Annotated in this window: 26 protein-coding genes and 1 riboswitch; of the genes, 18 read left to right on the top strand and 8 right to left on the bottom strand. The window is 38.8% G+C overall.

Annotated elements, in window-relative coordinates; genetic code table 11:
• The first annotated feature begins 88 nt into the window (after positions 1 to 88).
• Positions 89 to 170, top strand: a riboswitch (cyclic di-GMP riboswitch).
• Positions 171 to 527: 357 nt separating this feature from the next.
• Entirely contained in the window at positions 528 to 1,010 is a 483-nt protein-coding gene (locus MKX82_RS18145; RefSeq protein WP_341078966.1) for a hypothetical protein, read from the bottom strand.
• Between the two features lie 229 nt (positions 1,011 to 1,239).
• On the opposite strand from MKX82_RS18145, the gene MKX82_RS18140 reads away from it, so the two are divergent.
• The gene (locus MKX82_RS18140) at positions 1,240 to 1,647 is read left to right on the top strand and encodes a PhzF family phenazine biosynthesis protein (RefSeq protein WP_341078965.1); all 408 of its coding nucleotides are present in this window, start codon (positions 1,240 to 1,242) and stop codon (positions 1,645 to 1,647) included.
• A gap of 14 nt (positions 1,648 to 1,661) precedes the next feature.
• Positions 1,662 to 2,108: a PhzF family phenazine biosynthesis protein gene (locus tag MKX82_RS18135; RefSeq protein WP_341078962.1), complete on the top strand. Its 447-nt coding sequence runs from the start codon at positions 1,662 to 1,664 to the stop codon at positions 2,106 to 2,108.
• A 26-nt stretch (positions 2,109 to 2,134) separates the two neighbouring features.
• Here the strand turns inward: MKX82_RS18135 and MKX82_RS18130 are convergent, their stop codons facing one another.
• Positions 2,135 to 2,437: a hypothetical protein gene (locus MKX82_RS18130; RefSeq protein ID WP_341078960.1), complete on the bottom strand. Its 303-nt coding sequence runs from the start codon at positions 2,435 to 2,437 to the stop codon at positions 2,135 to 2,137.
• 181 nt (positions 2,438 to 2,618) lie between these two features.
• Between MKX82_RS18130 and MKX82_RS18125 the strand changes: the two genes are divergently transcribed.
• Positions 2,619 to 3,029 (top strand): VOC family protein, encoded by a 411-nt coding sequence (locus MKX82_RS18125; RefSeq protein WP_341078959.1) that lies wholly within the window; start codon positions 2,619 to 2,621, stop codon positions 3,027 to 3,029.
• A 43-nt stretch (positions 3,030 to 3,072) separates the two neighbouring features.
• Here the strand turns inward: MKX82_RS18125 and MKX82_RS18120 are convergent, their stop codons facing one another.
• Positions 3,073 to 4,752: a methyl-accepting chemotaxis protein gene (locus tag MKX82_RS18120; protein ID WP_341078957.1), complete on the bottom strand. Its 1,680-nt coding sequence runs from the start codon at positions 4,750 to 4,752 to the stop codon at positions 3,073 to 3,075.
• A gap of 540 nt (positions 4,753 to 5,292) precedes the next feature.
• Here MKX82_RS18120 and MKX82_RS18115 point away from each other — a divergent pair.
• Genes MKX82_RS18115 through MKX82_RS18090 form a run of 6 tightly spaced genes read left to right on the top strand, consistent with a single transcriptional unit; the run spans position 5,293 to position 10,534 of the window.
• Positions 5,293 to 6,795, top strand: coding sequence for a BglG family transcription antiterminator (locus tag MKX82_RS18115; RefSeq protein ID WP_341078955.1), 1,503 nt, complete (start codon positions 5,293 to 5,295; stop codon positions 6,793 to 6,795).
• A gap of 37 nt (positions 6,796 to 6,832) precedes the next feature.
• A complete protein-coding gene (locus tag MKX82_RS18110; protein ID WP_396953783.1) occupies positions 6,833 to 7,303 on the top strand; it encodes a PTS sugar transporter subunit IIA in 471 nt (156 codons plus the stop codon).
• 15 nt (positions 7,304 to 7,318) lie between these two features.
• Complete coding sequence (locus MKX82_RS18105) at positions 7,319 to 7,636, top strand: PTS fructose transporter subunit IIB (protein WP_233315786.1); 318 nt, start codon at positions 7,319 to 7,321, stop codon at positions 7,634 to 7,636.
• 16 nt (positions 7,637 to 7,652) lie between these two features.
• Entirely contained in the window at positions 7,653 to 8,735 is a 1,083-nt protein-coding gene (locus tag MKX82_RS18100) for a PTS fructose transporter subunit IIC (RefSeq protein ID WP_341079579.1), read from the top strand.
• Between the two features lie 18 nt (positions 8,736 to 8,753).
• A complete protein-coding gene (locus MKX82_RS18095; RefSeq protein WP_237941986.1) occupies positions 8,754 to 9,608 on the top strand; it encodes a class II fructose-bisphosphate aldolase in 855 nt (284 codons plus the stop codon).
• Positions 9,609 to 9,634: 26 nt separating this feature from the next.
• Positions 9,635 to 10,534, top strand: a complete 900-nt coding sequence (locus MKX82_RS18090) for a ketose-bisphosphate aldolase (protein WP_233315784.1) — start codon at positions 9,635 to 9,637, stop codon at positions 10,532 to 10,534.
• 310 nt (positions 10,535 to 10,844) lie between these two features.
• Here MKX82_RS18090 and sinI read toward each other — a convergent pair whose 3' ends face one another.
• The gene (sinI, locus tag MKX82_RS18085; RefSeq protein WP_233316137.1) at positions 10,845 to 10,961 is read right to left on the bottom strand and encodes a DNA-binding anti-repressor SinI; all 117 of its coding nucleotides are present in this window, start codon (positions 10,959 to 10,961) and stop codon (positions 10,845 to 10,847) included.
• Positions 10,962 to 11,245: 284 nt separating this feature from the next.
• Between sinI and MKX82_RS18080 the strand changes: the two genes are divergently transcribed.
• From MKX82_RS18080 to MKX82_RS18055, 6 genes are all read left to right on the top strand, one after another.
• Positions 11,246 to 11,794: a hypothetical protein gene (locus MKX82_RS18080; protein WP_341078948.1), complete on the top strand. Its 549-nt coding sequence runs from the start codon at positions 11,246 to 11,248 to the stop codon at positions 11,792 to 11,794.
• A gap of 146 nt (positions 11,795 to 11,940) precedes the next feature.
• Entirely contained in the window at positions 11,941 to 12,228 is a 288-nt protein-coding gene (locus MKX82_RS18075) for a hypothetical protein (RefSeq protein ID WP_233315782.1), read from the top strand.
• Between the two features lie 374 nt (positions 12,229 to 12,602).
• Positions 12,603 to 12,743, top strand: coding sequence for a hypothetical protein (locus MKX82_RS18070; protein ID WP_233315781.1), 141 nt, complete (start codon positions 12,603 to 12,605; stop codon positions 12,741 to 12,743).
• A 260-nt stretch (positions 12,744 to 13,003) separates the two neighbouring features.
• On the top strand, positions 13,004 to 13,435 hold the full coding sequence (locus MKX82_RS18065) for a DUF4304 domain-containing protein (RefSeq protein ID WP_341078946.1): 432 nt from the start codon (positions 13,004 to 13,006) through the stop codon (positions 13,433 to 13,435).
• 174 nt (positions 13,436 to 13,609) lie between these two features.
• Positions 13,610 to 14,788 carry a processed acidic surface protein gene (locus MKX82_RS18060; protein WP_237941983.1) on the top strand — a complete coding sequence of 393 codons (1,179 nt, stop codon included), beginning with the start codon at positions 13,610 to 13,612 and terminating at the stop codon, positions 14,786 to 14,788.
• A gap of 3 nt (positions 14,789 to 14,791) precedes the next feature.
• Positions 14,792 to 15,469, top strand: coding sequence for a class D sortase (locus MKX82_RS18055; protein WP_341078943.1), 678 nt, complete (start codon positions 14,792 to 14,794; stop codon positions 15,467 to 15,469).
• A 126-nt stretch (positions 15,470 to 15,595) separates the two neighbouring features.
• On the opposite strand, the gene MKX82_RS18050 is transcribed toward MKX82_RS18055, so the two are convergent.
• Positions 15,596 to 18,424 carry an Ig-like domain-containing protein gene (locus MKX82_RS18050; protein ID WP_341078942.1) on the bottom strand — a complete coding sequence of 943 codons (2,829 nt, stop codon included), beginning with the start codon at positions 18,422 to 18,424 and terminating at the stop codon, positions 15,596 to 15,598.
• 473 nt (positions 18,425 to 18,897) lie between these two features.
• On the opposite strand from MKX82_RS18050, the gene MKX82_RS18045 reads away from it, so the two are divergent.
• Both MKX82_RS18045 and MKX82_RS18040 read left to right on the top strand, forming a co-directional pair.
• Complete coding sequence (locus MKX82_RS18045) at positions 18,898 to 19,707, top strand: zinc ribbon domain-containing protein (RefSeq protein ID WP_341078940.1); 810 nt, start codon at positions 18,898 to 18,900, stop codon at positions 19,705 to 19,707.
• 68 nt (positions 19,708 to 19,775) lie between these two features.
• The gene (locus MKX82_RS18040) at positions 19,776 to 21,131 is read left to right on the top strand and encodes a zinc ribbon domain-containing protein (RefSeq protein ID WP_341078938.1); all 1,356 of its coding nucleotides are present in this window, start codon (positions 19,776 to 19,778) and stop codon (positions 21,129 to 21,131) included.
• 41 nt (positions 21,132 to 21,172) lie between these two features.
• On the opposite strand, the gene MKX82_RS18035 is transcribed toward MKX82_RS18040, so the two are convergent.
• The 3 genes from MKX82_RS18035 to MKX82_RS18025 form a co-directional block, all read right to left on the bottom strand.
• The gene (locus MKX82_RS18035) at positions 21,173 to 21,595 is read right to left on the bottom strand and encodes a hypothetical protein (RefSeq protein WP_233315774.1); all 423 of its coding nucleotides are present in this window, start codon (positions 21,593 to 21,595) and stop codon (positions 21,173 to 21,175) included.
• A 64-nt stretch (positions 21,596 to 21,659) separates the two neighbouring features.
• Positions 21,660 to 22,142: a competence protein ComK gene (locus MKX82_RS18030; protein WP_233315773.1), complete on the bottom strand. Its 483-nt coding sequence runs from the start codon at positions 22,140 to 22,142 to the stop codon at positions 21,660 to 21,662.
• A gap of 166 nt (positions 22,143 to 22,308) precedes the next feature.
• Complete coding sequence (locus tag MKX82_RS18025) at positions 22,309 to 22,554, bottom strand: helix-turn-helix domain-containing protein (protein ID WP_233315772.1); 246 nt, start codon at positions 22,552 to 22,554, stop codon at positions 22,309 to 22,311.
• 384 nt (positions 22,555 to 22,938) lie between these two features.
• Between MKX82_RS18025 and MKX82_RS18020 the strand changes: the two genes are divergently transcribed.
• Positions 22,939 to 23,685, top strand: coding sequence for a hypothetical protein (locus MKX82_RS18020; RefSeq protein ID WP_341078935.1), 747 nt, complete (start codon positions 22,939 to 22,941; stop codon positions 23,683 to 23,685).
• Positions 23,686 to 23,720 lie beyond the last annotated feature (35 nt).

The raw sequence follows: 23,720 nt of genomic DNA, 5'->3' as shown, positions 1-23,720 counted from the left end.
CTTCTCTGTAATAGATGTTAACAAGATGTAATGAGCTGTTAATGGAAAAACTATCATTATACTGTTAATATATCCATATATCTTTCCAATCAGACAAAGGCAAACCATCTTGAAAAAATGGGACGCAAAGTCACAGGTCTAAGGAAATCTATGATGGCTGGACTACCTCGATTGAAAATCATCAAGGGAGTGCTAACATGTTTTTCAAAGCAATTATTTGCCTATGTAAACGTAGGCATAAGTTCAGTTACTATACTGACAAGTGTGTACGATGTGGAAAGAAAAGAAAGTTCGAAAACTAACCTTATTGTCCTTCTCATTTTGAGAAGGGCTTTTTGTTTTATATAATTTGGAATTACTTACCTCTTTACCATTATAGATTCTGGTAATATAATACCAATTATAGGTCTTATTTCCTATCTGAGGTATCTTGTTATACTCACACACTCACACACCGACAGATACCTTGGTTCTTTTAACCATACAACACAGTAAAGCCCGTATCTCATTGATAAGGGCTCTCTGTGTTAGGAAGAAGATTCATCTTGATAAAGCCTTCGAAAGGACTCCCTCTTAAAATGAGAAACATTAGGTTTTGACTCGGAATGCTGCAACAGTTCTGTATATACCTCAAACGGCTTTTCATCCAAGTTATCAATTAAATCGTCGAGATTTTCCTTCACGATTACAGCAAACGTAACATCAGTATGCTCCTTGAATTCAACTAAACTGACACCAATATGCTCTAACACTTCTGTATCCTCTTCACCAAGTGGCTCTGCGATAATTGCCTGCACTTTTATTAGATTATCAGATGCCTCAAACTCTTCTGGGTTAGCTTTATATACTGCTTCTAAGAAAGGATAATCTGATAACCGGGTTTTCCTCTTGCAGTCTTCTATAACAAGAAAGCCAATTACATAATTCCATCCATCTGTTTTTGTTTGCATAAGTCTAAAGATTTCGAAGTCTTTCATTCTTAGTTCGCCAATTAGGTATACTTCTGGCATTTTCAATATGTCACGCCTTCTTTCTTCGTTAATATAGGTATAAGCTAATTAGAAGGGAAACTATTTACCCTTATCAATCGTAATAAAGCTACAGACTTCTATAGATTTGCTAATAAAGCTCGAAAGGTTACTTTTGGCAAAAATAATGTGGGTTGCATATCAACGCTGCTGAGTTTCTTTTCCTTAAGGTCATTATATATGCATAAATACCGAAAGGAAATGATATCCAATGAACATCCAAGTATTTATAGTAAATGCTTTTACAAAAAACAAATCAGGAGGCAATCCCGCAGGAGTTGTAGTGGATGGAGATGGACTGAGTGCAGAAGACATGCAGTACATTGCTTCTGAAATGGGTCTGTCTGAAACAGCCTTTATTCAAAGTTCTTCTGCAGCAGACTATAAAATTAAATACTTTACACCGGTGTCTGAGGTGGACTTATGCGGCCATGCAACAATTGCTTCTTTTGCGTTATTAGTGCAAAGAAAGGCTGTCAGCAAAAACAATTTTACAATTGAAACGAAAGCAGGCATCCTGCCAGTTCGGATAGAAGGGGAGAAGGTTTTTCTAACACAAAATAATCCTCAATTTGGGCAGGAGCTGGACAAAAAGGAATTGCCGAGTCACTGCATATAAATGAGGCGGATATCATGACAACTCTTCCTATTAAGATAGTCTCAACAGGATTAAAGGATATCATAATTCCAGTCAAAAATAATCAAGTGCTTCAAACGCTTCAACCAGATTTTAATAGAATGAAAGAAATAAGCGCCAAGCTGGAAGTAGTCGGTTATCATGTCTTTACTTTAGATACAGATTCTGGAGTTGATGCCTTCTGCCGTAATTTTGCACCGCTATATGACATCAATGAGGAAAGCGCAACAGGCACGGCAAGTGGAGCGTTAACAGGCTATCTTTATAAACATAATGTAGTGAAGCCAGGCGCCACAAGCCTTATTTTTGAACAAGGACATGCGATGAATGCCCCATCAGAAATTATCTCTCATGTTAAGGTTGATGCTAATAATAATGTGGAAGCATTGGAGGTTGGGGGAGAGGGCATCTATATCTCCTCTAAATGGATAGAATTATCATAAGAAAAAGGAGGGAGCAATCTCCCTCCTTAAGCAATAAATTCTTTCGGATACATTGTCTGGAAGTGATTCAACAAGGACGGTAAATGCTTCTGAAACTCAAAGCAGATTTGCTGCCCAGCAGGGTACGGATAGATCGTCTTGTTGCAGAAGGCACATACATCCTTTTCTTTGAAGATATGCATCACATTCAAAGGGAAAGGTCTTTTCTTATTTCCTACCAAAAATTGATATAAATGATCATTAATGCGAAAGTTTATCTGATAGCCATCAAAGGAGCTCAAGTGGCTGATTTTAACATCTTTATATGATAAGCCTCTGACATTCAGCATAAGTTCATCTCCGTTCGTTATTATATGTCATACTTATTTTCACTATAACACCCAAGGAAAGCGCATTCAATTATTCTGTTCCGAAACATTATCTTTGCGCAACTGAAAGGTATTTTCATCTAGGAGATAGAATAACAAATTTATGAGAAAATAATCGATTGAATTAAGGAGTGTGAAGAGAATGACAGCTAACATCAGTACAAGGGGAAGAGTATTAGGTATCGCTTATAATGTTATCCCAACAGCAGATATGGAAAGAGCTGCTGAGTGGTGGACGGAAAACTTCGGCTTTAATGCAAGACATCATCAAGAAGATTCCGTCAGTTTATTCCGGGATGACCGACCTATCCTGCATCTTTTACAAAGTGATGACATGTCTCGTGCCCACTTTCGTGTCGAAGGCAGAAAACGCTGGATCATCACCTTCTTCACCGACGATATTGAATTCCTTCATAAAAGGCTGTTAGCAAAAGGAGTACTAGTGAGCGAAATCAGCAATGAAGGACATAATGGAAACTTTTTCACATTAGAGGACTTGGACGGGAATTTGTTTGATGTTTGGGAGCATCGGGAGGTTGAGTTGGTTTATTAAATGTAAGAAAAAAACGCCGTTTAATAAGCGGCGTTTTGACTAATTATAACTTGAATCTTTCCATTGTATCATTAAGTTCCTTAGACATCTCATTCAGCTCATTTATCAAACTGCCCACTTGTTCATTAGTTGCAGTTTGATTTTGAGAAGCAGAGGCTACAGCATTAACATGGTCAACATTTTCACTTGCAATAGCGGCCAATTCATCAGCAGAGGCTGTGATTTCCTCAACACTAGCAGACAGTTCCTCAGATGTAGCAGAGATATCTTGAATCTGAGCGACGATATTTTCGATAGAAGCTAAAATGTTTTTAAAGGCTAAACCAGCATTATTAGCTGCAAATAAGCTGCTTTCCATCTCACTTTTACTTTTAATAGTTGAAGTGACTGCTGTTTCTGTATCATGTTTAACTACTGCAATCAAATCAGCAATTTCCTCTGCAGATGCTTTAGAGTTCTCTGCAAGCTTTCTAACCTCTGTTGCAACCACAGCAAATCCTTTCCCATGTTCGCCAGCTCTTGCAGCTTCAATTGTCGCATTAAGAGCAAGCAGGTTCGTCTGCTCTGCAATATTAGTGATAACCTCTGATATTGCTCCAATTCTATTTGTTCTTTCTCCGAGACCTTCCATAACGGAAACTGTTTCCGTAACAGTACTATTTAAGCCCTTTAACTCATCCAAAGTTTCTTGAATAACTTTATTACCTTCACTTGCTGCGTCATTAACACGGACTGAGTAGTCGGCAACTGAAGAGGAGGAGCTTGCAATAAGCTCAATACCTTTTGCACCTTCAGACATCGTTGCAGCCATGTCATTAGCTGTATTCTTTTGAAGCATGGAACCGATAGATACTTGTTCAAAAGACTCAAGAATTCCACCTGATTGGGCCTCCAAATCCTGTCTTGCACCAAGCAGCTGACTTGAAGTGTTCAACAATCTTCCTTCTGTTGTTTTAATGCGGTCAATCATGCCTACTAAGTTTGCGACCATCATATTCACAGCATTAGCAAGCTGCGAGAATTCATCCTGACTATTGATAGAAAGTGGTTCTCCAGATAAATCATTATTACTAATTTGAGTAAGTCTTCCTTCAATTACTTTGATTGGTTTTACGACAGTGTAAATCATCCATGCAGCCACAGCTAACACAATCACTGCAGTTAAAACAGCCATTACCATAAATACATTCTTCTGGGCATGATTTTCCGAGATGATGCTATCACTTGTTTTCAATAATTGCCCATCGACTGTATCCTTTATCTTATCCCAAGCATCCATAGCATCTGACGACCACACTTGGCAATATTGCTCCATTAATGGTATTGCCGCATCAAAACCCCCTTCATCGTAAGCAGGAATAACTTGATCTGTAATGAGGTTCTCCCATTTTGCCGTTTTCGCAACAGCATCAGCAAAATCTGCATTATCCCCTAATATTTCTTTCATTTCATCCATTAACAAGTCAGCTTCCTCTGTTTTCTGAGCAAACTGCGTTTTATATTTTTCATTTCCATATAACACATAACCACGAGCGATAATAACACGTTCCGCAACATTTTCCTCCAGGTTATTTGCCAAAGAAACAAGTCTATAATCTGTATCAATTAATGTTGCCATCTGATTATCAGCACGATCATTTCCCCAATAACCAACAACAGCAAACCCAATAATAAACAATAATATCGCACCGAACCCAATAAACACTTTTCTTCTAATTCCCATTTTTGCCCCTCGCAATAACTTTAATTTATATTTTTTGATGTAAAGAATTTTGAAACTGAAATATATAGTTGGAAATGTTCTTATCAAATAATGAAAGAACGATTGAGTATGTTAAATATTTATATGATTGAAGCCCTTTGTTTCACCTCGCTTTTTAATTGGACAGGAAATGATAATAACACAACAGTGACTATATACCCAAGTAATTAGGACTATAAACCTAAAATAAAACATTTTTAAGAACGAATTATTAAGGAGTAATAGAACGTAGTAAAATAATAATTATAATTGAAAATTGAAGACGTTAATCAGGAACTAGATATAGCTTATTTTGAAGTGTTGTTGAAGTGACAGCTTGCGCTTTATATTTAAATAGATAAAGAAAAAAGAATTTATATGTGTTTAATAGTCTCTCTTAGTCATTATTCCATTATTGATTACTCCCTCCAATAAGGACACAAAATCCACCCCAAAATTGTAATTGTGTATCCGCTTACACGTTGGTAAGATAAGAGCATAGAAACGAGGTGATGAAAGTTCATGAATAAGCGTCAATGTGAAATTATTGAAATTCTGCTGGGAGAGAGGAGGTTTGTGACGGCCTCTGAGTTGGCGGAGCGGCTGGCTGTTTCACGGAAGACGATTTATCGTGATATGCAGGATATTGGGAATCATTGCTCTGCTTATCGGCTCACGAAGAAAGAGAATAATGGTTATTTGCTGGAGATATTGGAAGAAGAGGAGTCAGCACTTTCTGATCAGTTCGAGCATCCTAATGAGCGGCGTTTAGATTTGTTGTTATTTCTCCTTTCGATTGCCCCATGCAAGACTTCTATTCAGAAAATCTCGGAGCGCTATTTTGTCAGTCAGAGCTCTATCTTGAATGATTTTAAGCATATTGAGAAGAAGCTTGTGCCATATGGCATCCGCTTATCTCGGACGAATGAGGGAACCTTCATCAGTGGTGATCAATTCTCTCTGTATAGGCTGATGGCTGTTATTATTGAAAGCTATTTAACGCAGATTGGCGATCCGTTTTGTCAGTATGATATTCCCGATTCCATTAAGGACATTCAGGTGAAGAATGGGAGATTAGCAGAAATAAAGCAGATTCTCCATGAGTTTCAGGAGGAACAGGACTTGCTTTTAGATCAGCCCTATTATTTAACCTTGTTTTGCTCCCTTTTATCCATTATTGAAAAGCAAGCGCATCATCTCCAGCTGTTTCCTAATGAGGAAATCATCTATGAACAGATTGACGACAGCTCTGCCATCTATCCAATGGTTCGTTCTTTAGCTGAAAAGCTTGAAAAGCAATTTTCCTTCCAATTAAAGCATTATGAAATGCTGAATCTCTACTATATTTTAAAGGCTTATAAGCTTAACTCCCGATTTCTGCTTAACCAGCAGTCTGAAGTATTGTTGAATAACCAGGTTATTGCTCTCGCAGACCAGCTTATTTCCAGAGTCTCGAGAAACAGCGGCTACCGGTTTACAGAGGACAGAGAGCTGCGGGAAAGATTGACGATGCATCTTCACTCTATGGTTTATCGCCTTAATCACCAGATTTATATTATTAATCCAATCTTGAAATCAATTAAAACGAATTTCTCTAATATTTTTCAGCTTGTTCGATTTTCGGCAAATGAATTAATGGAAGAAGGTATCTATGATAAGCATCTGACAGATGAAGAAATTGGTTATATTACGCTGTATTTTCAAATTTCCTATGATGATCGCTTTGTGAACCAGATTCCGATTTTAATTGAATGTACGAGTGGAGTTGGCACGTCTCATATGCTGAGCGAAAAAATCAGGAAAAACTTTCCGAATATTCACATTAATAAAATCATCGCTCAAGAGCGCATTAAGCAGTCTGATTATGAGGATGTTGAGCTGGTCATTTCCACAGTGAAAACACACAGCATCAGCGACAAGCCGACAATCCTGGTCAGCCCGATATTAAATGAAGATGATAAATACAAGATTGATCAGTTTATTAAGGATTACTACAAAAATCAAGTAATCATCTATAACAGATGATGGCTATAAAGAATTAAATAGGAGGATCAAAATGGATGTGAAAATGGATGACTTAGACTTTACAAAAGTTGTGACAGAGGAGTTAATTAATCTCGATTTACAGGCGACAACTAAGCTTGGTGTTATTGCTGAATTAACCCACCTGTTATTTGTAAACGGTTGCGTAACAGATGAAGAAGCATTTATAGAAGATGTCCTTTTTCGTGAAAATGCCGGGCCGACTGGCTTGGAAAAGGGGATTGCCATTCCTCACGGTAAGTCAGACTTTGTTCAAAAAACATCAATTGCCATCGGCAGGACAAATAAGGAGATAGAGTGGGAGTCGCTGGACGGGGGGCCGATTAATATTATTATCTTATTTGCTGTCAAGAATAGCGACAAGACAACAACTCATATTAAGCTCCTGCAGAAGGTTGCTGTCTTGCTTGCTGATGAGGAGAAAATTGAAAAGTTCCAGTCCCTTAAGACAAGAAAAGAATTCATTGAGATCTTTGCTGAAAACAACTGACAGGAGGAATATCTTATGAACATTGTTGGAATCTCTGCTTGTACCTCTGGAATTGCTCATACGTATATTGCGAAGGAAAAGCTGATTAAGGCAGGACAGGAGTTTGGCCATAAAGTCAGGATTGAGACACAAGGAACAATCGGGATTGAGGATGAGCTGACAGCGGATGAAATAAAAGCAGCTGATCTTGTCATCATTGCCGCAGATATAAAGGTGAGCGGAAAGGAGCGTTTTAAGGGCAAAAGAATTGTGGAGGTGCCGACACATATTGCTATTAAAGCACCTAAGCAGCTATACAAAAAGATTGAAGCTGAATTAAACAAAAACCAGTGAAGGGGTCTTTTATATGCTGAAAAAACTGCAAATTAAAAAGCATGCGTTAACTGCAATTTCCTATATGCTGCCATTAGTAGTGGCTTCAGGTTTACTAATTGCGATCGGGAATCTGACAGGCGGGACTGTTATTGAAAACTATCAAGAAGCCTTCTCGATTCCATCTGCTCTTGTGTCATTAGGTGTACTAGGAATGGGCCTGCTTGCTCCGGTCATTGCCGGGGCGATTGCCTACTCGATTGCTGATCGTCCAGGTATTGCACCAGGCTTGCTGATGGGGTTGATTGCTAATGCGATTGGTGCTGGCTTCTTAGGAGGCATGCTTGGCGGTTTTATTGTCGGTTACTTTGTACTCTTCTTAAAGAATAACTTGAAGGTGCCAAGATGGGCGGAAGGGCTTATGCCAATGATGATTATTCCTCTCATCTCCAGTCTCGTTGTCGGGCTTCTCATGTTCTTTGTACTTGGGGTGCCGATTGTGTGGGCGACAGATGGCTTAACATCGTTCTTGACGAGCATGCAAGGCTCGATGAGGTTTGTGTTTGGGGCAATCTTAGGCGGCATGGCAGCATTTGATTTCGGCGGTCCTGTCAATAAAGTAGCCTCCCTCTTTGCCGACGGCTTGCTGCTTGAAGGCATATATGAACCAGAAGCCGTTAAAATACTCGCATCTATGGTGCCGCCATTCGGTGTTGCTATCTCATGGGTATTATCAAAAGCATTAAAGAAAAAGAAATATACGAAATCAGAGGAAGATAATATTAAAATTGCCTTTCCAATGGGTGTTTGTATGATCACTGAAGGTGTTATTCCTATTGCTGCTGTTGATATCGTAAGAGTAGTTGTTTCCTGTACACTCGGTGCAGCAGTTGGCGGCGGTTTCTCCATGCTTTGGGGTGTAGGCTCACCTGTCCCATCTGGCGGCATGTTCATCGTACCAGCCATGAATCATCCGTTTCTATTCTGTCTGGCGTTACTGATTGGTTCTGTTGTAACAGGCTTGATGCTGTTCTTCTGGAAGAAGGAGCCTGTCGAGAAAGCGGAGGAAACAACAGAGGAAGAAAATATGGACTTATCTGATGTAAAAATCTCATTTTAATCAGGAGGGAAGAGGCTTATGTATGTTTCCATGAAAGGCATGCTTGCACGTGCCAACAAAGGAAAATACGCTGTGATGGCTATCAATTGCTTCAATTTAGAGACAGCAAAGGCCGTCATATTAGCAGCTCAAGAATTAAGAGCGCCTGTTATCATTGATCTTCTGCAAGACCATTTACAAGCACATCTTGGCAGTAAATTGCTGACACAGCCGATTATCGAAATGGCACGCGACGCAAGTGTTGAGGTTGCAATTAATCTCGACCATGGCAAGGATGTAGGCTTTGTGAAAAGATGCTTAAGAGACGGCTTTTCAAGTGTGATGATGGATGCGTCTGCTTATCCGCTTGAACAGAATATTGAGATTACCAAAAAGATGGTTGAGTTTGCTCAAACCTATGATGCCAGTGTGGAAGGCGAGATTGGCAATATCGGCTCTGTTTCCCGCAATAATCTCACTAATGATGATATGTACACAGACCCGGATGCAGCTATTGAGTATGCAAGACGAACAGGAATTGATGCTTTAGCGATTTCTTATGGCTCAAGTCATGGCGACTATCCAGACGGCTATGTGCCGCCATTCCGCTTTGATATAGTCGAGAAAATTAAAGCAGAAACAAATATACCCCTTGTCTTACATGGCGGCTCAGGCTGCGGAGAAGCAAATATTAAAAAGTCAATTGCCCTTGGCATCAATAAAATCAATGTTGGTTCTGATTTCATGAAGGCTCAAGTCAACAGTATTCAAGAATACTTAAAGGAAAATGAGACTGTCGATTATGTTCGCCTTATCCAAGGTACAGTCGATGCTGGCAAGGAAATGGTTAAATATTATATGGATTTATCTGAGTCAACAGGCAAGTCTTTATAAAAATCTAATCGAAATGGGGAGAGACAATGTTAGTAAACATGAAGCAATTATTAGAAGTGGCACAGGAGCACCAATTTGCGGTAGGAGCCTTTAATGTAGCGGACAGTAATTTCTTAAGAGTGGTTGTCGAAGAGGCAGAGAAAAACAACTCACCAGCTATTATCGCCGTGCACCCGACAGAGCTAGATTTCACAAAGGATGATTTCTTTCACTATGTGCTTGCCCGGATCAAAAACAGTCATGTGCCATTTGTGCTTCATCTTGATCATGGCGATAGTGTGGAAAGTATTATGAGAGCCATCCACGTCGGCTTCAGCTCTGTCATGATTGACGGTTCGCTTCTACCTCTTGAAGAAAATATCAGAGTTACAAAGCAAATCGTTGATATCGCCCATCCTCTTGGCGTGTCAGTAGAAGGAGAGCTAGGAACAATTGGCAATACAGGCACAACAATTGAAGGTGGCGTAACTGAGGTTATTTACACAAGACCAGAAGATGCGAGGGAATTCGTTGAAAGCACTGGTGTTGACACATTAGCAGTCGCAATCGGCACTTGTCACGGTATTTATCCAAAAGACATGAAGCCACAGCTGCGCATGGATATTTTGCGCCAAATCAAAGAAGTTGTTGATATCCCGCTAGTTTTACATGGCGGCTCTGCCAACCCAGATGAGGAGATTGCCGAGGCAGTCAAAATCGGCATTCAGAAGGTTAATATCTCCTCTGATTATAAATATGCTTTCTACAAAAAGTGTCGTGAAATACTTGCTGAAACAGAGCTGTGGGATCCAAATGCTATTTATCCTGATTGCATTGACGCTGCAAAAGAGGTTGTTCAATATAAAATGAATCTGTTCCAGTCAGTGGATAAAGCAGATGTGTATAGACGGGAGAATGTGCGGGCTTGGAGAACGGCACAGCTGTAAAAAGTTATAGTAAGGCTTGAATAGAGCAATGGATATTTGTGAAAATAATCACATAAAAGATGGTACTAAAAGCAGGAGATAATCTCCTGCTTTTTTTCATTAAACACTAAGCGAAACAGCTATTTTTATTAGTTGTAGACACATTGGGGTAGGGAACTTGCAGCAACATCTTATAAAGAATTTATCATGACTGGATGAAATCTTAATCCAGTATTTGAGAAGAGATAGTGGAAAGTAATAAAAAAAATCTCCTTTCCTTATGGAAGGGAGAGAAAGTTAATGATGAATGATTATTATGCTAAAAAGAACCTTAAGCAGGTTTAAGTATAGTGAGAATCTTTCTAATTTCCTCTATGGACATACCTATCTCCTTAGCATATGAAATCAATTCTATCCAATCTGTATCTAGCTCTTGATTGTCTATCATAGAATGTAACATATGAACTCCTGTATAGGTATTTTGTCGCATTTTTAATATTACTTTAAATAGTTACTTAGATAAAGAAAAAAAGTTCGACAATTTTCTACAGAAGCATAGTACTATAGTAGCTAGTGTCATCTTTGGTAGCTCAGTTAATAAATATATAATTTATCGAAATCGACTTTAGTTTTTTAATTTAATAGAATTAAATTAAGATAAATATACAAAAATGTTATAATTTGTATTAATGCAATATTCTTTTCTTAATAATAGGCGTAGGAGGCGGTAAGTTGAGAAAAATGAAATCTTATAAGATATATATAATTATTTTTGCGCTTCTTTTGTTGTGGATATGGCTGCTTTTCTACATGCTTAATGAAATAATTGGAGGAATAACTGGAGTTATAGTGGCTTGTATTGGAACACTATTAACATGCTACATAGTGAAGGAAAGAATAGACCGGCGAAACTTTATGCTTTTTTTAGAAGCGTCTAAAGTAAGATTGGAAGTTCTTGAGGAGTTAATTTATACATGTGAAAATACTTTAGATGAAATTGCTAAGAAATCTCCTGTAAGGAATACTGATATACAACAATCTGTGCAGCATTTTTATCATAAGCTATTAAGATCTGATTTAGAAATTGTATATAAATATATGGAGTATGACTCCATTGTTAAGGTGACAAATAAATTAACATCACTTAAAGAATTAACTGAAAAAAGTTCCTTTAATGAAGTAGACGGAACTGCTGCTGTAGAAGATATTAAAGCAGTCTATCTTATATTAAATACAAATAAAAATAGCGTAGAGGAAATAGTGAAGATAAAAATGAATTAAAAGTTTTATGGTTACTTGCTGCTAATGGTCAATACTTCTTTTCTCGATCCTAATATTTATGTAGCTGACAATATTTAAAGGAACGATGAAAATCTCCCTCACCCCCAACATACAATGAATTAACAATATAATTGAGGTGATGGGGGATGAAGAAACTCAGCCGTCTCGGGGAGCTTTGGTGGCAAGGCATGACGTTAGAACATGTGTCGCATAAAGCAATTGTCAGGCCTTATTTAGCGTTTCTGTTTGTTACGTTAGTGTTTGAACTGTTTTTAGCTGTTCTTCTTATTTTTGCCTGTTTTATCTTCTATACAAACCATTACTGGCCGTCTGCCCCGTTTTATATTGGTGCTGCTGTGCTTGCTTTGCTGATGGGCATCACGATATCCTCCCTATTTGTTATTCTCCAGCGGAAAAAATGGAGAAAACAATAAAAAATCTCACTTCAATATCTTTCTCTTCTTGAAAATATTTAGTATCAAATAGCATATTGATTCATCTAGATGCACGGCAAGTAACCCTCTGCTTCTAATCATATACATGAAAAATTCTCTATCCAGAACATTTAACTAAAAGCAGCTAATAACAAAGCGTTATTAGCTGCTTTATTCATTTATGTAAATTAGTCCAAGCTAACCAGTTTATCAGCCGTTAAAAATGGGAATCAATCAGGGATTGTGCTCTTTCATTTTAGAAAGGGCTTAACACTAAATAACGTTCTTGGAAATCAGGCATATAATATAAAATATTTTCATGTTCATGAACTGATGGTTTGTTGAAATAAAAAAATAAAAAATGGAGCGATAATATGGCTGACAATAAAGAGGACTTCAAGACATTATTGCTGAGTGTGTACAATAAAGGCAATGAGGGTGCTACAGTGAAGGAATTGATGAGCCTGTTAGAGTCTGAATTGGCAAAGCTGAATACCAATGTAGGCCGCCGGTAAGCTTACCTGCTAAAAGGGAGCTCTATGTGTTTTTTTAACGGCATTTGCCTATGCCCAGGATGTATCTTATGTTATTCATGCATATATGGTGCAAAGATTTTTGAGGAAAAGTCCTAATTTTATTAGGGCTTTTTATTTTGTTCAAGAGTTAGAGTATGCTTGTTTGCTTGAAATGTTTACAGTGTTAGAAATAAATTGTTTTTTTCAGCGTAGGACAGCTGCTAAGATTGTAATTTAACTACATGAGAAGGAGTAATGGAATGCTGTCAGATCAAAGAAGAGAAATGCTCACTGCGTTAAAAGAGGTAGTCATTCCTGTTTTAAGGCGACAAGGCTTTAAAGGTTCTCTTAACCATTTCAGAAGAAGGAATAAAAACAATATTGATTTAATTACCTTCCAATTCAATAAATGGGGAGGTTCATTTATTGTGGAGTTAGCTGTTTGTCCTAAAGAGGGAACAACCATGATTTGGGGAAAAGAGATTCTGCCTAATAAGGTTACAGCTCATCATATGAATAATCGGTACAGACTGGGAAGTAAATCAATAGATCAAGATGGCATTTGGTTTGATTATGAAAATGCCGTAACAAAGGAAGATTATCAAAAAGTGGCAGAAAGGATGCTGAAGCTGCTTAACACGGCAGATGTAGGTTGGCTATCTTCCTTATTTAAGCGATTTTTTCCAAGCTAATCTCCCTTTGTATAATGCATTTATTGTAAAATAGTTACTTTTCTTACTCAGTATGGGTTTCTAGTAAAAAAGCAACAAAAATATTTTATTTTAGAAAAATATTTTTGTTTCTAATCCCTTTTTCTGCAAGTATAATAAATTGAAAACTAAAAATAGAGATAGTAGGGGGAACCAATGAAGCGTTTACTTTGTTTGTTTACAGCTATTTTACTGGCTTTAAGCCTTCTGCCTGTAACTTCGTTTGCAATGGAATCTAATGATAAGGATTTCGAAGCATTTTTAGAAGAAATCGGCTGGGAAAAGCAGGATTATATCGATTACTTAGAAAGCAAAGATTGGTATTTGGAAGATTTCGAATCTGCTGATGAGCTGGGCACACCATTAACAGAAGAATCTATCGAGCCAATTTTGACAGACTATGATCTAACAAGAGAAGAGTTAAATGAGCTTCTTGCTGATTATGGTGATATTGAAGTGGGACAAGACGTTCTTGATAGCGAATACCTTCTTTTCGCTGAAGAGGTTTATGATTATGTTGGCTACTATTTAGATGATACTTATGGCACACTTATCAATGATGAGAACCTGCAAGAGCTTGTAGAAAGATACGGCTTTGCATCTGCTGATGAATTAGAAGAGTATCTTCAGCAGTTTGATGAGTCTATCGATCACTATGAATTTATCGAAGACCTTGACTCTACTGTAGATTATTACATGAATGGTGGAGCAGATTTAGAAGCAGAGATTGACGAGCTGTTCCTATCCATGGACCTGACAGAAGAAGAAATGGACAGATTGCTTGAGCATTTTATAACAATTTATGAAGAAAACCCTGATTTTGAGGATCAACTATATACATTGAGCGAAAGAATGATGGCATTTGGTGAATTCGATTCTGCAGATGACCTGACAGCAGAGCAAATTGCTGAGCTATTGGATATCTCGAACGACATGCTGGATATTTTGCAGCTTGATGTGAAGTATTATCTTGTTAAAGATGGTGTGAAAAAACCATTATCTGTACAAAGCATGATGACGATGACGTCAACAGATGGTGCAGACTTGCTGATTGAGCTTTACAATAAACAAGGTGATTTCCTGGCAGATATCATTCTAACGAATGAAATGTTCGGTTCTGAAATAATCAAAGAGACTGGTAAAGACCTTCAAGAAGCAGAACAAATCGTAAAAGAAATTCCAGTAAAAACAGCTACTAAAGCGGTTGAAAAGACTGTAAAAGGCGGAAAGCTGCCAAACACTGCTTCTGACTACTTGCAAAATACAATCATTGGACTTGTGATTGTGCTTGCTGGTGTTGTGTTGTTTAGACGTGTTTGGGTGAAAGGACAATAAAAAATGCGGGCAGCCAATAAAAACAGAAGAGGAAATAGCCGTAAGCAATGGATTCTTCTTTCATTGACTGCTGCTGTCATTATAGTTGGAGTCTGGTTTACCAGCTCCAACTTTTATCCTTTTTTAAAGGGCTATTTCCTTTATAAGACAGAGCAAGTGAAAGCAGATGATTTGCCGAAGGAAGAAGAGGAGAAAACGGAAGCTCCTCCGGCAGTGGAGGAAGAGCCGGAAGAACCACCAGATGAGACTCCGCTTTATGCAGAAATGCCAACAGTAGGGGACTATATGGGGGATTTGCTTATTCCGAAGCTAGAGGCGACTCTTCCAATCATTCATGGCACAGATGAAGATGAGCTGGAAAAGGGTGTTGGTCATTTTGCAGGCAGTGTTATGCCTGGTGAAGAGGACAATACGGTGCTTTCCGGCCATCGAGATACTGTGTTTAGAAGACTTGGGGAAGTTGGCAAAGGTGATCTTCTAACAGTGAAGACAGCTGCTGGGGAATTTACGTATAAAGTGAAACGGGTCAGAATTGTTGATAAGGATGATAGAACGGTTATCGTTCCAAAACCGAAAGCAACATTAACTGTCACAACCTGCTATCCGTTTAACTATATCGGAGATGCTCCGAAACGGTATATTTTAGTTGCTGATTTAGTAGATAAGCAGCTGAACAGCTGATGAAAAAAAGAAGCTCCAGCCATGGAAGCTTCTTTTTTTTCTGCAGTTAGCTTTAATCAAACGTTTGTTTAACTAGCAAAAAACAGCGTCCTGAAGCGGTTTTCACCTTCAGAGACGCCGTTTTTATTATTTTACTTTTATGGTTCGATAAGAACTCTTATTGCCTGCTTTATCTTTCGCATACAGCTTCAAGGAAGTGCCTTTTTTCTGTTTGCGCAATTTCACTTTGTATGTTCCATTTGAGCTGACAGTCGCTTTTCCTAAATATTTGCTGCCTCTGTACACATAAACGGTAGCTCCTTTTTCTGCACTGCCAGAAATACTTGTTGATTTCGATGTGACCGTTTTAGCACTAGGTGCGCCTGGTGCTGTTTTGTCGGCAACTTTAATAGAAACAGAATTACTCTTATTATGGGCAGCATCCTCAGCATACACCGTTAAATACGTGCCTGCCTTTTGCTTCGCTATTTTGATTTTATAGGCTCCCTTGCTGTCGGCTGTTGCTGTGCCAATTGTTGTGCTGCCTCTTTTTACATACACTTTTGCTTTTGCTTCTGTCTTGCCTGTCACATATGTTGTCGCATCACTGATCGAGCTAACACTTGGCTTTGTTGGTGCTATTTTATCGACAACAGTGACAGATGTGTCACCGCTCTTATTGCCAGCTTTGTCTGTTGCATTCACAACCAGCTTTGTGCTTGCCTTTTGCTTCGTAATTGTTATTTTAAAAGCACCTTTACTGTCAGCTGTTGTTTTTCCAATAGTTGAATAGCCTGATCGAACTTGAACAGTCGAACCTGCTTCAGCAGTTCCAGTGACGTTTGTGGAAGAATCACTGACAGTGTTAACCTTCGGCTTGGATGGTGCTGTTTTATCCTTCACGGTAACAGCTGCCTCTGCACTGCGGCTGCCAGCTGTATCAATTGAATAGACGGCTAGTTTTGTACCAGCCTTTTGCTTCGGAATCGTGATTTGGAACGTCCCGTTGCTGCTTGCTGCGCCGCTGCCGATTGTTGTTCCATTTGCTGTAATAAAGATGGTTGTGTATGGGTCGGCAATCCCGCTTAAAGCAGTATCACTGTCACCTATTGCATACACAGTCGGAGTTGTCGGCACATCTGTGCCGCTGCTGTTTGTCAGCATTGTATACGTAATATCGGCACCCTTCGTTGATGGTACAGAAAAGTCTTCTGGTGAGCTTAATCCTTTTACAACAGCACCGCCGCCTTTTAAAGACAAAGTTGTTGTCCCGCTGTACAGCTTCTCTTTAAGGGAATCAAAAGCGGAAACGCCTTTAAAGCCGTACGGACCAGAATCCTTCTTCAAGACAAGTGCTGCCCGGAAATTCGTCATAAATTGTCCGAATGTTAGTTTAGGATCAATATATTTATGAATGATGTTCTCGACTGCTTTGTAATTGCTGTTTGTGTCTGCGATAATTTCCTTAAAGATGCTGTCCCCTTGGCCAGCCTGGTATTTCAAATATTGCAGGAACAAGTAGGAAAGGGAGTAATTCGCTAACGTGTCCCCGTAATAATCCCAATTCAGTAAGGACTGCCCTGATGTGATGCTTGTGCTGTAATTATAATAATCAATCCTGCTTTGCAGGATATCCTTTGAATAGATTTGTTCGGCTGCCATCGCCAACCCTTCATCAAGCCATGTGTCCAGCTGTGTAGATCCTTGGATAAACACATTTTGGTTAAAGCTGACCATATGCTGAAATTCATGGGCAAGTGTCATATAAGCCTCAGACACATCGATATCGCCTGCGTCATACATGAGCGGGTACGTATCAATATAGAAAATCTCTGACTTATTTGAGTTTGTATCATTATATAAATCGACAGGCGAGAAATAGCCAGCAACATAGCCGCCGCTACCAGTAAACCCATCCTTAATATCATAGGCAAGGATGTTAACCTTTCCGTCATTATTAACATCTGATTCCTTCCCGAAATTTGTTGCCACAGAAAGGTGAATAGAATCATCGAATTCCTTGCCGAGCTGTGCAGCCGCATCTGCCGTAATTTCATTGTTATTTACCCACACATCTGCGTAGGTGCCACTGTACAGAAGCTTTGCAGTCAGCTGGTAATCTTCATTTGTCTCAATATTTGTTACCCAAAATGCTTTGCTGTCGCCCTCATCATAGGAGGCGATTACAGAATTGGTGCTTTTAGTCGTTACTTTGTCCGCATCTTCTGGCTCGAACGGAACGACATAATCAAGCATATAGGCTTCTTTTTCCATGTTTTTGTTGAACGTATATTCGTCATTGTTAATCTCTAATGACCCAGTATTTTCGCTTTGATAAGCATTGGTAGATTCATTGCTGATTAAGCTGTAATAGCTTGTCCCGCTGCTTATGTTTAAAGCAGTTCCTGTGTAAAATGGGTTTGCTACCTTGAAATAAGTTGTATCAGAATAATATAAATCAGACTGGCTTTTCGAGGTGCCAAGACGCAAGTATATGTAGGCACTGTTTTTATAAAGTGACTTTGGAAGCGTTATTCCAAGCTTCATGTTTCCGAAAGAGGAAGACATATCGTTTGAAATGCCGCCGATATAGTCAAGGGCCCCATTATTGTCTGTGTAAAATTCTATATCCAAAAAAGCATCCTTATTTGTGCTGTCATTTTGAACAGCCAGCAGCAAATTCATCGCTTCATCTGCGGTTTCAGAGGAAGAGGTGCCAATATAGGTAACTGTATTGGTACTGCCGACACTGTCGGTCAAGCTTCCCGCCACAGCACCGTCCCTGATAAGCGGATAATCCTCCACATTGTCAAAGTTAAGATGCTTGCTTATATCAAGCCGAGGTACCAAACTTGTGTTTAAGTTTGTATTAACGCTAGCTGCCTTTAAAGATACATTCTCCTCTTGGGCAAAAGTACTTAAAGGTATAGAAAAGAGTAATAGAAAAGCAGAAAATCCAGAAATTATTTTCCCCACAAGTGTTCATCCTTCCCGAAAAAAGTAGCCCGGCTTATCGGCATAGACCCTTGGCCGATAACCCGTCAGCTGGACATCATGTCCTTATATGAATCTCTTTTTTTAATGATATCGGCTTTATATCGGTAGTGTTTTAGCAGGATGAAATAGTAAATGATTCCATTCGTTACGCTGATACCCTCGAAATTTGTCGAACGAAAGTTCAGAGAAAAATTTACAAGGTATCCGTATTTTTTTAATTGTTTTAAACCTTGTATTAGCAGGAGGTTAAGGATTGCATTAAAAACTAGAGTGGTTTTTTTAAAAAGGAATAATGAGTATAATGGATTATTTATTTACCATATTATTACTGGTGTTAAGTTGATTTACCTATTACAATAAGTGAGGAAATTTAGGGGATTGAATATTTTGTATGAGAATACAGCTTTTTCTTTATTTTCAATATATAGATAGAAAAAAGGGGAGACTTAACAGTGAATTGTGTAAAGTGCGGGCATCCTAATGATAGGGATGCTAGATTCTGTGAATCATGCGGAGCAAATCTGCAGACAGAAACCGGGACACACCCAAATCCAGTATTGTCCAAAGAGGAAGCAGCTGCAGCGGCTTCAACAACAGCTGGACAGACAGGAAGCAGTCAAGCATATATAGAGAAAACGAAGACTGTTTCCAAGCAATACTTTTCATACTTTTTAACAGCATTAAAAAATCCTGTTCAAGCAGCAGCAAATACAGGGAAAGAGAATTTCATCAATGGAATCATTACAATTGTTTTATTTGCTTTGATGATTCCGCTTATGAGTTATTTTGCATTAAAGAGTGCATTTAGCAGCTATAACAGTGGCTGGTTTTCGCCAGATATCAGCTTCGGTGCTGTTGTAATTAAACCATTATTTATTTTATTAATTATACTTGCATTAGTAGTACTAATTATCTTCGGAGCGGTCAAGCTTGGTAAATCTTCTGCCGGCTTTCTTGATGTACTAGCGAGATTTGGTACATTCTTAGTAGTTCCAGCCTCATTTTTTGTGATTGCACTAATTATTTCCTTAATTGGTTCTTATTCTTTTGTATTCTTCCTGTTGTTGGGATTAACGGCATTCTCCTTTGTGATTCCATTGATTATTTACAGCTATAAAAAGCAGAGTAACGGTGGATTGGATGCATTCTACAGCATTCTTTTATCCTATATTGCGATTGCGATTGTATTTATGATCATTAGTGATGCAGCATTGGAAAACATCGAGGAAATGCTCGATATGATGAATCCATTTGGTTTTTAACATAAAGAGAGAATTTAGGGGGCCTGTCGTATTTCAGGCCTCTTATTAAAATATGGGGGAAGAGAAAAATGAAATTTTGTAAAAATTGCGGTACGGAAAGAAAGGCAGGCCAGAATTTCTGTAATTCATGTGGACAGCCATTTGAAGCTGCACAAACCGGCAAAACGGTCCAAGCTCCTTCCAGCAATGCTAATCATCAAACAGCAGAAGCTAAGAGAGAGCCAATGTCCAAAAAAAATAAAATCATCATCCTTTCAGCTGCGCTGGCTGTGGTAATTCTGTTTGGTGCGCATAAGTTCATTGCTAGTCTATATACACCAGAAAAGACAATAGAAGCATTTGAACAAGCTGTCAAAAGCAAGGATGTAAAAGAGGCGAAGAAGGTTATTTCCTTTGAGCAATTTGATGGTGACTTCAAAGAGGAAGACATTAAAAGCTACTTAGCTTATCTGAAAGACTATCAATCCGAAATATCCAGCTCCTTTTCCTATGAAGGTGTCACAGCCGGGGCGACCGTTACAGATAACAGCAGCAATGAAATTGTGCGTCTTGTAAAGGGAGATAAGAAATTCGGCCTTTACCAGCAATACAAAATCGAGGCAATTCCATTTGAGCTAACTGTAAGTGCCAATTTGGACGGAGCAGAAGTAGAATATAGAGACAGCAAGCAGAAGGTGGACGAAGATCTGACCATAAAGGATGTACTGCCAGGTGACACGGAGCTTGCAGGCAGTTATAAAGGCGACTATGCCTCTTTATCACACACAGAAAAGCTCGACTTTGATGATGCTTATGCTAATGTACTGGATATCTATCTTGATTTTGAAGGGGAATATGTAGATATTTATTCTAATATTGATGACAGTATCCTGTTTGTGAATGGAAAGAGTACTGGCAAAAAGGTTGCAGATGTATATGATTTCGGTCCAATTCCTACAGACGGTTCTATCAGTCTTCATGCAGAGTATGAAACAAAGGACGGCGTAATGAAAACTGCTGCTCAAAAAGTTATTAACACGAACTATATTGATTTAGAATTTACGGAGGATACACCAGAAGAAACAGAAGAGGCTTTGAACTCATTCATGGAAGATTATTACTATGCTAGTGTTTCTGCTATGAATGCAGGGGAATTCTCCTTTGTGAGTCCGTATTTAGATCCGAATGGCAAAGCGTACACAGAGTCGAAAGATTATGTAAAGTATATTTACGAAAAGGGCATTACAGAAGAAGTTGTCTCTGTCGAGGTGACAGATTATGAAAAAACAGACGAAGGCTATGTTGTTGATACAGAAGATGTGTATGACATTACTTATGAAGATGGAACAACAAAAAGGCAGGAGTACAAATCCTCCTATAAAGTGAATAAGCTTGAAGATGGTGCGTTGGAAATAAATGAGCTTATCAGCACAGAAGACAAATAAATAGAAAAAGGAAGAACCGCTAAAAAAGGTTCTTCCTTTTTTTACCCTGATCTTCTCGTCCGTCCAGCTTTAGCCTTTTTCCGTGCCATTCGCAGAAAACCATACCGAATAACCCTGTACAGCACATAAACACCGAAAAACAGCAAAAATCCGTAAATCCCAACGACTGCATCCTGAAACTCCATATTGCCGCGGCCGGTGATGCCTTGTTGTATTTCAATCGCAAAAACGAGTACTAATATGAGTGTGAAGGTATAAATGAAGGAGATGCTCGTGATGCTCCATTTTGCAAGCAGTTTGAAAACGGCATGAACCGCGAAAAAGGAGAGGATGCCAATGATGCCAATAATCCATAGATGCAAGTCTTTATCACTAGCCTGCCAGCCGAAATGGGCCGCAGCCTGCATGATAATATCATGTATTTCATTGACAATCCCGGCGATGAATCGAATAATCTCTGCCATATCTTCCTCCTGTAACAACTTTTATTCTTCATTAATACCCGATTTTCTTATTGTTGGCAAGAGATTATGTGCTGACAGGAAAATCACCGCTCAATGCTTTCACACACATCCAGGTTCTGTACATCTGTTTGTCGAGAATATGAGCCGATTCCTTAACCTCCAGCTTCCTGCCATTTTGGAAAACAATCATTGTACTTTTATTGCTGACAGAGGATGCTCCTGAAATGAGGTTAACATGGGAGAAAAAAATCCAGTGGCAGTCCATTTGGCTTGGCGATTGTGTCGGGAAAGCGTAGATGTTTTTTTGCGGATTGATGGGAATGGGGATTTTCTTTTTAATGCCGGTCAGAAAGGAAACAGCACAGCGCCGTCCGTCATATTCAGCCCCGCCGAAAAGGGAGGCCTGTTTGATCAGCTCAAGCGGAGTTTTCTTTACATAATATTCTTCTGTTCCTTCAAGGACAATCGTGCTGTACTCCAGATTATAGGCAGGTTTCAAGGCGAGGGTTTTTTCGCTTATTTCATAATCATCATAGAAATTAGCCATTGCGATGCACTCCTTTTTTAGTAGGTGAAAAGGGAGGTTTGCATGCAGTTAATCTTAAGAAGGGAAAAATTTTTTGCGAGAGGTATTGTCTGTTGTTTCTTGGATACAGTAAAAATTACAGGGATTTAGAGAGAATATAAATGGGGAGGGGAAAGGAGTTAGTAAGCTAAATTTGCTCCTTGTACTCTTTTTCTGCTTGAATGAACAGAAAACTAGGATTGATGCCCAATTCCTTGCATAGCTTATATAGAGTAAAGGATTTTGGAATAGATGTGCCGCGTTCAATCCTGCCGATGAAATTGGGGCTCATGCTTGTCCGTTCGCCGAGCTGTTCAAGGGATAAACCCTTCTTCATTCTTGCATAGCGGATTTGTTTTCCTAATGAACTTGCAAAAAATTTTTCATTAATCATGTCAAACCTTCTTTTAGCATTATTATCCATTAAAAAAGAAGGCGTTTCCACAACCAAGAGTTTGCTTTTTTACATTTATAGTAAATGATTGTAAAAAAAAGTTTGAACGCTCCTCTTTCTCTGGTTTTCCTATTATGGCAGGTTTCAAGGCGTGCGTCTAAAGCATTTTGAATCATTCTTTTAAAAAAAGTTTGGATGTGTTAAATCGTTTTGAAGGGAAAACTGAAATAGAGGGCGAAATATTTAGTAGAGCAATACTTTTTTAAAATTCTTGAAAGGGTGATTTTTATTGTTATTCAACCTGCAAAACTAACCAGTCTAGCAAAAGAGTGTTTGGAAAACTTCGAATCAAAAAAAGATTTATCCTATGTTGTGAAATCTTCTATGCCAATTTTGTACTTTGGCAATATCAAAAAATATTTTGAATCCCCGATCCGTATCATTACAGTCGGTTTGAATCCTTCCAAGAAGGAGTTCCCTGACCCAGACCCTTTCCTTCGTTTTCAGTCAATGAAAAAAGATCATTTTTATGATTTTAATCAGCAATATTTGGCTGCCCTAAATGAATACTTCCAAGATAAGCCATACAAAGAATGGTTTGATCCAGCCTATGAGCCGTTATTGAACGGTCTTGATGCCAGCTTCTACGGCAATATGGTAAACACGGCCATCCATACAGACATCTGTTCCTCCCTTGCGACGAATCAGACATGGGAATCGCTCAGCAGAAGTGAACAGAAAAACCTTGAATCAAGCGGTGTTCCAGCTTGGCACAAGCTTGTTGATTATTTGGAGCCAGATATTATTCTATTATCTGTTTCCGGCGGCCATCTTTCCAAAATTGCCTTTGAGACAGTCAATGATTGGGAGACCGTTTATACAACACAAATGGACCGCCCATATTTGGTAAACAGCAAGAAGGTTGTGTTAAGCAGCGGCAAGCAGTCATCGATTTATTTCGGCAGAGCAGCAGAATTGCCGTTTGGTTTCATCTCCAGTGAGACGAAGTACTTAATAGGCAGACATCTTAAAAAGCTGTCAGATAAACCGGAATATACTCCTGACTTTAATCAAGCTTATATGTACTCTGCTATGGACCTCGACCAAAACGACGGCGAGATTTTTGGATAAACGGAAAGTAAGCCTCCATTTATTGGAGGCTTATT

The sequence above is a fragment of the Niallia sp. FSL R7-0271 genome (assembly GCF_038005785.1).
Taxonomy (GTDB): domain Bacteria; phylum Bacillota; class Bacilli; order Bacillales; family Cytobacillaceae; genus Niallia.
Note: the sequence above shows the minus strand (reverse complement) of the source record. Positions and strands in the feature narration are given on the sequence as shown.